An 11,952-nucleotide genomic window follows, 5' to 3' on the forward strand; every position below is an offset into this window, starting at 1 on the left:
TCGGGCTCTGCGGTCGGTTCGACGATCGACCGGCCGGGGGGCGGCCACCACGGGGGAAGGACCGATCGGGTGACGCCCGGAGTGCGGGCGACGGCGTACGGACCTTCACTGAAGGGACCCGGACCGAACAACCTGCTGGAGGCGCCATGCCCGGTCACCGAACGCGGTGGACGAAGACCGCGATCCTCACGACGACCGCCGCCGTGGCCGCCTCCCTCACCCTGACCTCCTGCAGCGACGACGACACGCCCTCCTCGGTGGCCAGCCGGGCGGCGTCGGCCTTCGCCTCGGCGACCGCGGAGGCGGGGAAGCAGCTCGACGACATCAAGGGCGGCGTCGACGCCAAGGGCGCGGTCCGGCTGGGCGATCCGACGACCGACTCGGACGGCCGTACGACCGTGGAGGTCACGGCGGAGAACACGACCGACTCGACGAAGTCCTTCGGCGTGCAGATCAACTTCCGCGACGAGGACGGCAATCTGCTGGACGCCAACGTGGTGACCGTGTCGGACGTGGCCGCGGGCAAGACGGGCAAGGGCACCGCACGCAGCACGCGTGAGCTGGGCGGGGATGTCCGGACGGAGGTGGCCAGGGCGGTGCGTTACTGACCTTGAGCGCTACCGACCTGCGCCACCGGCGTGGCCGCGCGCGGCTTTCGGCGCCAGCCGTCCGCCCTCGCTGTCCGTGACCGTGTCCGGCTGCGCGCCGGCCACCTCCGTCACGAGGATGTGGATCTGCTCGCTCGCCGCACTGACCCCGTTGAACGTGGCCGTCGCCTGGACGCGGCCGGCGCCCGGCGGGAGGGCGACGCTCGGCACGCAGGACCATGCGCCGTCGGGCGCGGCGGTCGTCGCGCAGATCTCCTCCTCGAGCGCGTCGCGCACCGTGACCTGGGCGCCCGGGTAGGCCGTCCCTGACATCCGCGGCAACGCGCCCAGCGGCACGCCCGACTGGGGTCGGGACAGGGTCGGCGCGGGCAGTCCGACGGTCACGGCGCACGTGCCCTTCTCCTGCACCGTTCCCTTGGCGTCCTTCAGGACCAGGGCGCAGTCGGGCAGCCTCGTACCGGGCTCGGCGTCCGCGGGGACCGACAGGACGAAGGGGAACGTACGGTCCTTCCAGGCCGCCGGTGCCGACTCCCCGGCGACCGGGCCGGGCGCCCCCACGAAGGTGTACGTCCCGCCGCTCCCGCCCAGAGTCACCGCCCCCTGGTAGCCGCCCGCGGCGAACGGCGTGCCCGTCACCCTCGCCGTCGCGGGCGCCGACAGGGTCAGTACCGATCCCGCGCCCAGCGGCGCCCCGTCGTACCCGCCGACCTGGACGATGCCTTCCCGCCCGGGTTCGATGGTCGCGGCCGCCCACAGGTCACTGCCGCCCGACCCTGACGCCCCGTCAGTGCCGTATGCCACTCCGGCCGCGGTCATCGCGCCGGCCACGGCGAGACAACCGAGGACCGTTGCCCTCCTGAATCTGCTCATCGTCGGCGGAGCTCCTCACACGCGCGTCGGCAACACCACTGCCTGCGATTGTCGGGTCCCGCCCGCTCGGACGACGCGCGCTGTTCGGCCGTACGGACCAGGGGCGCGGCCCGCACCACCCGTCCGGGCGCCGGGAGCCGACGTCAGTCCTGCCCCGCCGGCCTCGGGTGGCGGGCCGTCCTCTTCACGTCCGCCTCGACCTCGCTGCGGGCGATGCCCTGTTCCCTCGCGTGCTCGGTGACCGCGGTCTGGACGGTGCGGGCGAGGTCTCGCCAGGTGCGCCAGGCGGTCGTGTAGGTGTCGGTCCGGAGTTCGGTCCACGGGGTGTGGGCGGGCGGGCCGTACTCGTCGCGCAGGTCCTCCACCCTGGAGTGCGCCTGGTCCGCCGCCCGTTGCATCGCGACCAGTTCGTCGAAGGTGTGTGCCACGCGTCCGGATCCTGGGGCAGCCCGGCCGGGCGGTCCGCTGCGCCACGCGCGCGGCCGGTGTCACTCACCCGGACGGCGTCCGCCCCGGCCCGGGCAAAAACGCGCTCAAGGCCGCTTTACGGAGCCGATGCCAGGCCAAGACGTTTCCCGCATCCTCCGGCCGCGGGCGAACCGCAGGTGACCCTGAAGCCCCGAGCCGCCCGCCCCGGCCCTACGCCAGCCAGGCCGTCGTGTCCGGGCCCAGCCGGCCTCCCTCCAGCGGTGCGCTGGCGATCAGCACCTCACCCGGCGGCAACTCCACCGCGGTACCGGACAGGTTGGCCACGCACCGCCAGCCCTCCGAGCGCGCGAAGTGCAGGACGCCGGCCGGACCGTCCGGTGCCCAGTCCAGCTCCTCCCCCTCCAGCAGCTTGCGGCGCAGGCGCAGAGCCCTGCGGTAGAACTCCAGGGTGGAGCCCTCGACGCCGTCCTGCGCCGCCACGGCGTACGCCGCGAAGCCCGTCGGCTGCGGCAGCCAGGAGCCGCCCGAGCCGAAGCCGTACGAGGGTCCCGTGGTCGTCCACGGCAGCGGCACCCGGCAGCCGTCGCGGCCCTTGCGGACGCGGCCCGTCTGTTCCCAGATCGGGTCCTGGAGGACCTCGAAGGGCAGGTCGGCGACCTCGGGCAGGCCGAGTTCCTCGCCCTGGTAGACGTACGAGGAACCGGGCAGCGCCAGCATGAGGAGGGTCGCGGCGCGGGCGCGGCGCAGGCCCGCGGCCTCGTCGACGGCCGGGGCGTGGCCGCCGGACAGCAGCCAGGCGTTCTCGTCGGTGCCGGACGGGAGCATCAGGCGGGAGGTGTGGCGCACGACGTCGTGGTTGGAGAGGACCCAGGTGGCCGACGCGCCGGCCGAGCGGGCCGTGGCGAGGGAGTCGGCGATGATCCGCTTCAGCTCCCGCGCGTCCCAACCGGCTTGCAGATACTCGAAGTTGAAGGCCTGGCCCAGTTCGTCCGGGCGGGCGTACAGGGCGCGGCGGGCGCTCGGGTTCACCCAGGCCTCGGCGACGGCCATGCGGGGCGGGCGGTAGGCGTCGAGGATCTTGCGCCAGTCGCGGTAGATCTCGTGGACCTCGTCGCGGTCGTAGAAGGGGTGGGTGCCGGGCGGGAGGTCCGGGAGGGCGTCCTCGCGGCTCAGCTCCGGTGTGCCGAGGTCGCGCAGCGGCTCGCTCAGGTCCTTGGCCAGCGCGTGGGCGACGTCGACACGGAAGCCGTCGACGCCGCGGTCGGACCAGAACCGCAGGGTGGTGCGGAAGTCGGCGCGGACCTCCTCGTTCTCCCAGTTCAGGTCGGGCTGCTGGGGCGTGAACAGATGCAGGTACCACTCGCCGTCGGGGACCCGGCGCCAGGCACTGCCGCCGAAGACGGACTGCCAGTCGGTGGGCGGGTGTTCCCCGTGCGGGCCGCGGCCGGGGCGGAAGACGTAGCGGTCCCGGGCCGGGGAGCCGGGGGCGGCCCGCAGCGCCTCCTGGAACCAGACGTGCTGGTGCGAGGTGTGGTTGGGGACCAGGTCGACGATCACCTTCAGGCCGAGGCGGTGGGCCTCGGCGACCAGCGCGTCGAAGTCGTCGAGGGTGCCGAGGCGCGGGTCGACGTCACGGTGGTCGGCGACGTCGTAGCCGCCGTCGGCCAGCTCGGAGGGGTAGAAGGGGCTGAGCCACAGGGCGTCGACGCCGAGGCCGGCGAGATGGTCCAGACGCTGGGTGATGCCCTTCAGGTCCCCGAGCCCGTCACCGTCGCCGTCGGCGAAGCTGCGGGGGTAGACCTGGTGGATGACGGCCTGGCGCCACCAGTCGGGGTTGCTGGACGAGAGGTCGGGCGTGGTGGTGCGGACGGTCACGCGGTCTCCTCCTGGGTGCGTACGGGCGACAGTGAGAACTCTGTCCAGTTGGCCGGAAAAGCGAACACCGCGCAGAGCGGAGTAGATCATTCCCCGTGTGACGGAATCGTGATTGCTTTTTCAACTGCCTTTGCGTTTACGCAGGTTGACAGTGTTCTCCGGCCGCCCGACGATGTGCTCACGCTGTGGCGCATGTGACCAATGAGCCCAGTGTTTCTTCGACCATGGGGGTGTTCTGTCCCCCCACCCATGCACACGCCAAGATGGGATACGCATGTCCATAGCGAGACGTGTCATCGTGCGCCGCCTCCTGGGGACGGGCGCCGCCTCGCTCGCCCTCTGCGCGGCCACCGTCGCCTCCGCCTCCGGCGCCTGGGCCCACGGCACGCCCGGCGGTGACGGCTGGAAGTCCGGCGGCACCTACCGGCCCGGCACCGGCGCCGGCACGGAGACCGCCACCGACCGCTGCCAGTTCTCGCTCGACGGCTCGAACTTCCGCGACTCGGTCACGGTCGACGACCAGAACCTGAAGGTCACCGACGACGGCAAGGTCCACGTCCAGGTCCGCGCCGCCGCCGACGCCACGACCTGCACCGCCTCGCTCGCCGCCTACCTCGCCCACGGGCCGACGTTCGCCGCCTCGGGCGAGCAGGTCTTCGTCGACTTCGACACGGTCACGGTCGAGCCCGGCCGGACGGATTCTCTCGACATCGCCGTCCCGGACGCGGGCTGCTTCGCGCAGATCGACCTGTACCGGGGCGCGGTGAAGTTCGACGGCAAGCTCGACGCCGACGACGGCCTGGTCCACGGTGAGCTGCCCAAGGGCCCGGACCGCCCGGTCATCAAGGACAAGCTGATCGCGGCCTGGAACGGCGGCACGAAGGACTGCACGACCGAGCCTCCGGCGACGGAGGAGCCGCCGACCACACCGCCGGCCGAGCCTTCGGAGCCGGCGCAGCCGTCCACCCCGGCGGAGGAGACCACCCCGCCGGCCTCCGAGCCCCCGTCCTCCGGGACTCCCACCCCGGAGCCCTCCGGCACGACGTCCGCCCCGGCGCCTTCGCCGAACGGCGGCGGCGGCGACCTCGCCAAGACCGGCGGCAGCAGCGCGACCGGCCCGATCGCCATCGGTGCGGTGGTGCTGGTGGCGGGCGGCGCCGCGTTCGTCGTGGCGTCGAAGCGACGTCGTACGGCACGTTCCTGACCGACGGCATGTGAAGGGGCCCGGGGTGAACACCCCGGGCCCCTTCGTGGTGCACGCGCGGCGTGACGTCCGCTGGATACGGTGGGTGGAGGGGGGCCGCCCACCACGGCTGAGGAGTCCCGCATGAGCAGCAGTCCGACGGACATCGTCAGGGCGGCGTTCCGCCACTACCTGGCACAGGACCGGGAAGCCGCCCTCCCCCTGTACGCCGACGACTTCACCTTCACCAGCCCGCAGGACGACCACATCGGCAAGGCGGCCTTCTTCGAGCGGTGCTTCCCGACCGCCGGCCGGGTGAAGGAGCAGCGCATGCTGCACGTCACCCCGGCCGACGGCGAACTCGTCTTCGCGTACTACGAGTACGAGCTCACCGCCGGCGGCCGCTTCCGCAACGTCGAGACGATCACCGTCCGGGACGGGCTGATCAGGGAGGTGCAGGTGTTCTTCGGTGCCACGGTGTGAGGGGCCGCCGCGCCCACGGTCCCCAGCCGCTCGGCGCCGCCCGCGGTGCTACTGCCTGCCCGGGGCGCAGAGTTCGCCGTCGACCAGGTTGTTCCGGGCGTGCTCGGTGGACATGTCGGCGGCCCCGTCGCCCGTCGTCGCGAGGACCACGACACGGCGGCCGTCGGCGGTGACGCCGTCGCGGGTGGTGTAGCCGGGGAGGTCGCCACCGTGGCTGTAGTACGAGCCGCCGCAGGACAGCGGGATCCGCATCAGGCCGAGGCCGTAGCTCGCGCCGGGCCACACGTCGTCGAACTCGGGGGCCCGCACGGTCGTCTTCATCGCCTTCATCTCGGCCGGGCGCAGCAGGTGCCCGCCGAGGAGCGCCTGGTAGAAGCGGGTCAGGTCGGTCGTCGTACTGATCATGGCGCCGGCCGCGCCCCCCGCGCTCGGGTTGAACTCGGTGACGTCGATGGTCGCGCCGGAGCCGCCGAAGTTCGAGTAGCCGTGCAGATGGCGGCCGGGGATGCCGGTCCCGGTGCTCGGGGCGAGGGTCTGGCTCAGGTGCAGCGGCTTGATGATGCGCCGGGTGACCTCCTGCTGCCAGGTGTGCCCGGTGGCCTTCTTGATGATCATTCCGGCGAGGATGTAACCCGTGTTCGAGTACGCCCACTTGGTGCCGGGCGCGAAGTCCGGCTTGTGCTTCATCGCGATCGCGACCAGCTGCTCGTCGGTCCAGGTGGTGTACCGGCCGGCCTCGTAGCCTTCGACGCTCGCGAGCAGCGGGAGGTCGGCCGTGTAGTTGTGGAGCCCGCTGGTGTGCTGGAGCAGCTGCCGTACGGTGATCCCGCTGCCGTCGTTGCCGTTGCCCGAGACGACGCCGGGCAGCCAGTCCTCGACGGTGTCGTCCAGCGACAGCCGTCCCTCGCCGGCGAGTTGAAGCACCACGGTGGCGACGAACGTCTTGCTCGCGCTGGCGATCCGGAACCGGTCGCCGGGGCGCGCCGCCTCGCCGGTGGCCTTGTCGATGACGCCCGCGGCGGCGGAGCGCTGCCCGCGCGGGCCGGTCGAGCGGGCGACGGCGCCGACGGTTCCGGTCTCCATCACGGCGCCCACGCGGTCCCGCAGCGAGTCCTGAGCGGGGTGCGGGGACTCGGCGGTGGCCGACGCGGCGGGGATCGTCAGGACGGACGTGGCGATCGCGGCGACCAGGGCCGTGGCGGTGCGCTTCATGGCGGATGCTCCTTGCGGGTCGGTCGGTGTCGGCACCGCTCTCTGCGATGCGGACACCAACCTAGAAATGCGGCTGGTCGCGGACGATCAGGCCAACTGGCCTGTCGTGGGTGGTGGTTGGCCCCCTGCCGAGGTGCAGCCAGCCGTACCTCGACCCTCCTGGCGTGCGCCTTTCCGGCACGCCGGCCCCGTCTCCGACGGAACACGGATGGCGTAGGCGCGGCGGCCACGGACGCGCTCCTGGTGCGGGAGTGACGGTGCCGGAGCCCGCTCAGAGACGCTCGACCGTCGTCAGGTACAGCTTCACGAAGCGGTCCACGTCCACGTCCAGGGCGACGTCCACCAACGGCTGTTCGCGCAGGCCGGTGTGGATCTCGGCCTCACCGGGCCGGGGCCGGCGGTCGACGATCGTCTGGCCGCGCGTCGGCCCGGGGGCGAGGGAGACCTCGACGGGCAGCAGACGGGTGGTGATGCCCGCCGGGTCCACGACCGCGCACACCGCGCCCGCGTCGCCGATACCGCCCGCCTCGGAGTCGACGGCGACATCGGGCGTGGCCGGGCGGTGGGACAGCAGGTCGCCCGCCAGACGGGTACCGGGCTCCGCGCTCTCCCGCAGCCGCCGCACGTCCGCGCCGGGCACCACGACCCGCTGGAAGACGTCCAGGCCGTACATGGTGATCGGCACCCCGGCGGTGAGCAGGATCGCGGCCGCCTCCGGGTCGTGCCACACGTTGAACTCCGCGACCGGCGTGGCGTTTCCGCAGGCCACCGCGCCGCCCATGAAGACGATCCGCTCGATGTTGCGGGTCACCTCCGGGTGCGTGCGCAGCAGCAGGGCGATGTTGGTGAGGGGCGCGGTCGGGACGAGGGTGACCGGGCGCGGGGACGCCAGGATCTCGCGGCGCAGCAACGTCACCGCGTCCACGTCGGCCGGGGCACGGGTCGGGGCGGGCAGGCCGATGTCGCCCATGCCGTCCTCGCCGTGCACGTGCCGCGCCGAGCGCGCGGACTCGATCAGCGGACGTCCGGCGCCCCGGGCGACGGGGATGTCCGGGGCGCCGGCCTGCTCCAGCACGGTGAGGGTGTTGCGTACGACGCCGTCCACATCCGTGTTCCCGGCCACGCAGGTGACCGCGCGCAGGTCGACACCCGGGTGGCGTACGGCGAACAGCAGCGCGAGGGCGTCGTCGACGCCGGTGTCACAGTCGATGATCACCGGGATGGGCGGACCGTCGGCGTTCGTCACGGCGGGGTTCCTCTCACGGGTGCGGTGGCGGGTCACCGGAACCGACCTTACGGTGTTGTCCAGGTGGAGTGCGTCGCCGTATGGCGCCGCCGTGCGGGCTTCGTGCGTGCGGCGTCATACGGCGTCTAAAGCGCCCGTCTCAGGCGTGATCGGCCGTCATCGGCCGTCCCACAGTTCGGGGCCGCGGGCCGCCGCGCGGGCGGCGATCCGGGTGACGAGCTCCGCGGCCGGTACGGCCCCCGGCTTCCGCCCGTCCCGCAGCCGTACGGCCACCGGCTCCCCGTCCGCCTCGGCCGCCGCCTCCCGCTCCCCGATGACCGCCTGGTACGGCACGAGCCGCGCCGCCCGGATACGGGCGCCCAGGGTGCCGTGTTCGGGGCCCGCGAGCTCGGCGCGCAGGCCCTGGTCGAGGGCCCGGTGCAGCAGCCTCTCCGCCTGTTCGGTCTGGGCGTCCGACACGGGGAGGACGACCAGCTGGACGGGGGCGAGCCAGACCGGGAAGGCGCCGCCGTGCTGCTCAATGAGGTGGGCTACGGCTCTTTCGACGCTGCCGATGATGCTGCGGTGAACCATGACCGGTCGGTGCTTGGCGCCGTCGGGGCCGATGTAGTGCAGGTCGAAGCGTTCGGGCTGGTGGAAGTCGATCTGGACGGTGGAGAGGGTCGACTCCCGTCCAGCCGGGTCGGCGATCTGGACGTCGATCTTGGGACCGTAGAACGCGGCCTCGCCCTCCGCGGCCTCGTACGGGATGCCGGAGGCGTCCAGCACCTCGCGGAGCAGCGCGGTGGCTCGCCGCCACAGCCCGGGATCGGCGACGTACTTGCCGCCGCCCGCGCCCTCGCCCCCGCCCTCGGACGGGAGGGAAAGGCGGTGCCGGACGGCCCGGATACCCAGGTCGGCGTAAGCACGGGCGATGAGCTGGAGGGCGGCTCGGGCCTCGTCGACTGCCTGGTCGAGAGTGCAGAAGATGTGGGCGTCGTTGAGGTGGATGGCCCGCACGCGGGTGAGGCCGCCGAGGACGCCGGACAGCTCGGATCGGTACATGCCGCCCAACTCGGCCATGCGGAAGGGTAGTTCGCGGTAGCTGTGGGAGCGGGAGCGGTAGATCAGGGCGTGGTGCGGGCACAGGCTCGGGCGCAGGACGAGCTGTTCGGTGCCGCTGCCGCTGCCGAGGTCCATCGGCGGGAACATGTCGTCGCTGTAGTGGTCCCAGTGCCCGGAGATCTCGTAGAGCTCGCGCTTGCCGAGGACGGGGGAGTGGACGTGCCGGTAGCCGGCCTCGCGTTCGGCTTCGCGGATGTACTCCTCCAGTGCGTGCCGCACGACTGCGCCGTCGGGCAACCAGTAGGGCAGGCCCGCGCCCATCAGGGGGTCGGTGTCGAAGAGGTCCAGTTCGCGGCCGAGGCGGCGGTGGTCGTGCATGGCTGCTCCTCCGGGTGAGGGGACGAGCGCCCACGACAAAACCCCGGGGCGCTCGCCCCGGGGCTTGGATCTTCGCTCAGCTTTCAGCGCGGCGCCGGGACGGGGTCCGGCGTCGTCGTCAGAGACGGGTTGGCGCGCTGCATGGGGCGACCGTAACAGCGGGTGGGTGAGGGAGTCGCGGTGATTTTCACGTCGTGCGGGGCCGACCCGTCCACCTGTTGGACCCGCATACAGCCGTCACCCGGACGGACCGGCGCGCTGGTGGCCGTAGCCCTGGGGTGGTGCCTTAAGAGCACGTACTGATCTTGAGCGCACCCCAGGAGGCCCGCGATGCCCCGTCCCCCGGCCCGCACCCTCGCCACCTCGGCGCTCACGGCGGCAACCCTGCTGACCGCGGCGGCGTGCTCCTTCGCCGGGCTGGACACCGCGGCCACCGGCGTCCGTGCCCCGGCATCCCCCGCCACCGTCAGCGGGTCGCAATCCCCCGGCACCGCCCCCACCCTGACGGAGGCGCAGGCGCGGGACGCGCTGATCAGCGAGGCCGACCTCGGTGAATCCTGGGGAGCAACGCAGGGCTTCGCCACCTGGCGGGAGGCCATGCTCAAGGCGGAAACCGAGTCCGCCGACTGCCGACGGCTCCTCGACTCCCTGTATGCCGAGGAACTCTTCGGCCCGGACGCCCGTACGCGTGCGTCGGTGGGACTGGACGACGTCTGGGACGAGGCCCAGCTGCGCTACCAGGTCGTCGCCCATCGGCCCGCGGACCTGGACCGGACGCTGGCGTGGCTGGGACGCCTGCCGGACACGTGCGGCGAGTTCACGGCGACCGCGGCGAGCGGGGAGATGGCCGTCGAAGTGACGGAGGCCGAGATGCCGGAGGTCGGGGACGGCCGGCAGGGGCTGAGGGTCGTCCTGCGTGCCGTCTCCGAGTACGACGACGCACCCACGCTCACGCTGCACGTCGCCGCCGTCCGCGTGGGCGACGACGCGATCGCCATCACCAACGGCGGCCTCGGCGAGGTACCGGCCGACGCGACCTGGACGGCCGTCGAGACGGGCGCCCAACGACTGGCGGAGGTCAGGAAGCGGGGCCGGGCGGAGATCTAGGGCGGTCGTCCCGGCGGCCCCGTCCTACGGGTGGTAGAGCTTCCGGGCGCGAGCGGAGTCGACGGGCCCGGCCTGGTCCAGGGGCAGGAAGTGGTCCAGCTGCCATGCCTGGGTGCTGGTCGCCTGGCGGTTGGTGGTGGTCACCCAGGGCGGGTACACGCGGAAGGCCCGCTTCCCACCGGAACCGTCCACCGACACGACACCGCGCCGGCGGAGCACGTCCTTGGCAAAGACGAACTGGCCGACCTTGGTGGGCGTCGTCCTGGCCGCGCGGAACCGGACGGAGAGGCCGTCGAGGGTGAATGCGTGGGCGGCGTACTCGGCGCTCTCGGGTTCGGGAACCGGCTGCGAGCAGGTGAATCCGCAGGGGTCGTAGACGAACTCCTTCGCCGCCGCGAGATCGCTGTGTGCCGGGGTGGTCACGCCCGCCCCATGCCCTCGACCGCCTCCTTGGCCTCCGCCAGGCCGACTCCCGTGATCTCCCGGTACTCCTTGATCGCCTGGATCTTCTTGTCGTCCCGCAGCAGGGCCGCGACCTTCGCCATCCGGGGGTCGTCGTCACGCAGGCCCAAGTGATCGAGAATCAGGTCGAGTTTGCGCTCGACCCGGGCAACTCGCCGGTCGGCACGGGAGATTCGGCTCTCGGCGCCGACGAAGCCGACGATCACGGCCAGCGCGATGAAGTAACCCACTATGTCCATGGTCGGCGATCATATGCGGCCCCGGTCCCGGTCGAACCGCAGCTGGTGGTCCACCACATCCCGGGCCACGTCCACCGCCGTGCGCCCGTGCGCGAACGCGTGGGCCCGCAGCCGTGCCAGCGCCTCGCCCGTGCCGACGCCCAGCTGGGCCATGATCATGCCGGTGGCCTGGTAGATCTGGTCCTGGTCGACGGCGAGGCCGCTCAGCCATCGTTCGTCGCCCGGGTCGCCCGCGTCCTCCGTGCGCGGCAGCGCCATCAGCGCCACGGTCATCATTCCGGCCACCACCCGGGCCGTGCGCAGGTCCCGGTCGGTGAGGTCGCCGGGCGTATCGCGATAGAGGTCCAGGGTGCCCACGCACACCGTGTCGTTGCCGAGCGGCATCGAGTACACCGCCCGCACTCCGGCGGCCGTGGCCTGCTGGGCGAAGACCGGCCAGCGCAGGACGTCCCGCCCCGCCGTGAGGTCGCGCGCCAGCACGGCCGTACCGCTCTCCACGGCGGACTGACAGGGCCCGTCGCCCAGGGTCGCCTGGATCTCCGTCACATACGCGGCCTGCGCACTGCTCGCGCCCAGTTGCACGGGCATGCCGTCGCTGTGCAGCGACACGCTCGCGCAGGTCACGGGCAGCAGCTCGACGGCGACGTCGCACAGCCGCGCCGGGATCTCGCCGGGTCCCATCCCGCGCACGCTCTCGGCGAGCGCGTCGGCGGCACCGGTCCGCTCGTGCTCTGCCTCACCACGGTGATCGTCTCTTGGCCGCACGGCAGCCTCCTCGTTCCGGGCGCGGCCTGCTGGCTCCAGGGCCCCCGTCGG

At 72.7% G+C, this 11,952-nt stretch carries 13 protein-coding genes; 4 read left to right on the forward strand and 9 right to left on the reverse strand.

Going from position 1 to position 11,952, the window contains the following annotated elements:
* Positions 1 to 146: 146 nt before the first annotated feature.
* Positions 147 to 608: an FxLYD domain-containing protein gene (locus tag OHT51_RS20710; protein WP_328880416.1), complete on the forward strand. Its 462-nt coding sequence runs from the start codon at positions 147 to 149 to the stop codon at positions 606 to 608.
* Between the two features lie 9 nt (positions 609 to 617).
* Here the strand turns inward: OHT51_RS20710 and OHT51_RS20715 are convergent, their stop codons facing one another.
* The 3 genes from OHT51_RS20715 to OHT51_RS20725 all read right to left on the reverse strand — a co-directional run bounded on the left by OHT51_RS20715 (position 618) and on the right by OHT51_RS20725 (position 3,782).
* Positions 618 to 1,478, reverse strand: a complete 861-nt coding sequence (locus OHT51_RS20715; RefSeq protein WP_328880417.1) for a carboxypeptidase regulatory-like domain-containing protein — start codon at positions 1,476 to 1,478, stop codon at positions 618 to 620.
* Positions 1,479 to 1,621: 143 nt separating this feature from the next.
* Complete coding sequence (locus OHT51_RS20720; protein ID WP_328880418.1) at positions 1,622 to 1,906, reverse strand: hypothetical protein; 285 nt, start codon at positions 1,904 to 1,906, stop codon at positions 1,622 to 1,624.
* A gap of 211 nt (positions 1,907 to 2,117) precedes the next feature.
* Positions 2,118 to 3,782: a glycoside hydrolase family 13 protein gene (locus OHT51_RS20725; RefSeq protein WP_328880419.1), complete on the reverse strand. Its 1,665-nt coding sequence runs from the start codon at positions 3,780 to 3,782 to the stop codon at positions 2,118 to 2,120.
* A 274-nt stretch (positions 3,783 to 4,056) separates the two neighbouring features.
* Between OHT51_RS20725 and OHT51_RS20730 the strand changes: the two genes are divergently transcribed.
* Both OHT51_RS20730 and OHT51_RS20735 read left to right on the forward strand, forming a co-directional pair.
* Positions 4,057 to 4,986 carry an LAETG motif-containing sortase-dependent surface protein gene (locus OHT51_RS20730; RefSeq protein WP_328880420.1) on the forward strand — a complete coding sequence of 310 codons (930 nt, stop codon included), beginning with the start codon at positions 4,057 to 4,059 and terminating at the stop codon, positions 4,984 to 4,986.
* A 123-nt stretch (positions 4,987 to 5,109) separates the two neighbouring features.
* Complete coding sequence (locus OHT51_RS20735; RefSeq protein WP_328880421.1) at positions 5,110 to 5,448, forward strand: nuclear transport factor 2 family protein; 339 nt, start codon at positions 5,110 to 5,112, stop codon at positions 5,446 to 5,448.
* 48 nt (positions 5,449 to 5,496) lie between these two features.
* Here OHT51_RS20735 and OHT51_RS20740 read toward each other — a convergent pair whose 3' ends face one another.
* The 3 genes from OHT51_RS20740 to thrS all read right to left on the reverse strand — a co-directional run bounded on the left by OHT51_RS20740 (position 5,497) and on the right by thrS (position 9,328).
* Entirely contained in the window at positions 5,497 to 6,660 is a 1,164-nt protein-coding gene (locus tag OHT51_RS20740; protein WP_328880422.1) for a serine hydrolase domain-containing protein, read from the reverse strand.
* Positions 6,661 to 6,931: 271 nt separating this feature from the next.
* Entirely contained in the window at positions 6,932 to 7,906 is a 975-nt protein-coding gene (locus OHT51_RS20745) for a nucleoside hydrolase (protein ID WP_328880423.1), read from the reverse strand.
* Positions 7,907 to 8,062: 156 nt separating this feature from the next.
* Entirely contained in the window at positions 8,063 to 9,328 is a 1,266-nt protein-coding gene (thrS, locus tag OHT51_RS20750; protein WP_328880424.1) for a threonine--tRNA ligase, read from the reverse strand.
* 330 nt (positions 9,329 to 9,658) lie between these two features.
* On the opposite strand from thrS, the gene OHT51_RS20755 reads away from it, so the two are divergent.
* Complete coding sequence (locus OHT51_RS20755; RefSeq protein ID WP_328880425.1) at positions 9,659 to 10,435, forward strand: hypothetical protein; 777 nt, start codon at positions 9,659 to 9,661, stop codon at positions 10,433 to 10,435.
* Positions 10,436 to 10,459: 24 nt separating this feature from the next.
* Here the strand turns inward: OHT51_RS20755 and OHT51_RS20760 are convergent, their stop codons facing one another.
* From OHT51_RS20760 to OHT51_RS20770, 3 genes are read right to left on the reverse strand one after another with little or no spacing between them, the layout of a single operon-like run.
* Positions 10,460 to 10,858, reverse strand: coding sequence for a MepB family protein (locus OHT51_RS20760; protein ID WP_328880426.1), 399 nt, complete (start codon positions 10,856 to 10,858; stop codon positions 10,460 to 10,462).
* The gene (locus OHT51_RS20765; RefSeq protein WP_328880427.1) at positions 10,855 to 11,136 is read right to left on the reverse strand and encodes a ribosomal protein L7/L12; all 282 of its coding nucleotides are present in this window, start codon (positions 11,134 to 11,136) and stop codon (positions 10,855 to 10,857) included. Before OHT51_RS20765 ends, OHT51_RS20760 begins: the two co-directional genes overlap by 4 nt.
* Positions 11,137 to 11,145: 9 nt before the next feature.
* Positions 11,146 to 11,901, reverse strand: a complete 756-nt coding sequence (locus OHT51_RS20770; protein WP_328880428.1) for a GAF and ANTAR domain-containing protein — start codon at positions 11,899 to 11,901, stop codon at positions 11,146 to 11,148.
* Positions 11,902 to 11,952 lie beyond the last annotated feature (51 nt).

The organism is Streptomyces sp. NBC_00299, from assembly GCF_036173045.1.
Classification (GTDB): domain Bacteria; phylum Actinomycetota; class Actinomycetes; order Streptomycetales; family Streptomycetaceae; genus Streptomyces; species Streptomyces machairae.

Coding starts and splice junctions, on each gene's coding strand:
- OHT51_RS20755 (WP_328880425.1), top strand. CDS start 9,659: ATGCCCCGTCCCCCGGCCCGCACCCTCGCCACCTCGGCGCTCACGGCG.
- OHT51_RS20735 (WP_328880421.1), top strand. CDS start 5,110: ATGAGCAGCAGTCCGACGGACATCGTCAGGGCGGCGTTCCGCCACTAC.
- OHT51_RS20730 (WP_328880420.1), top strand. CDS start 4,057: ATGTCCATAGCGAGACGTGTCATCGTGCGCCGCCTCCTGGGGACGGGC.
- OHT51_RS20715 (WP_328880417.1), bottom strand. CDS start 1,478: ATGAGCAGATTCAGGAGGGCAACGGTCCTCGGTTGTCTCGCCGTGGCC.
- thrS (WP_328880424.1), bottom strand. CDS start 9,328: ATGCACGACCACCGCCGCCTCGGCCGCGAACTGGACCTCTTCGACACC.
- OHT51_RS20740 (WP_328880422.1), bottom strand. CDS start 6,660: ATGAAGCGCACCGCCACGGCCCTGGTCGCCGCGATCGCCACGTCCGTC.
- OHT51_RS20710 (WP_328880416.1), top strand. CDS start 147: ATGCCCGGTCACCGAACGCGGTGGACGAAGACCGCGATCCTCACGACG.
- OHT51_RS20765 (WP_328880427.1), bottom strand. CDS start 11,136: ATGGACATAGTGGGTTACTTCATCGCGCTGGCCGTGATCGTCGGCTTC.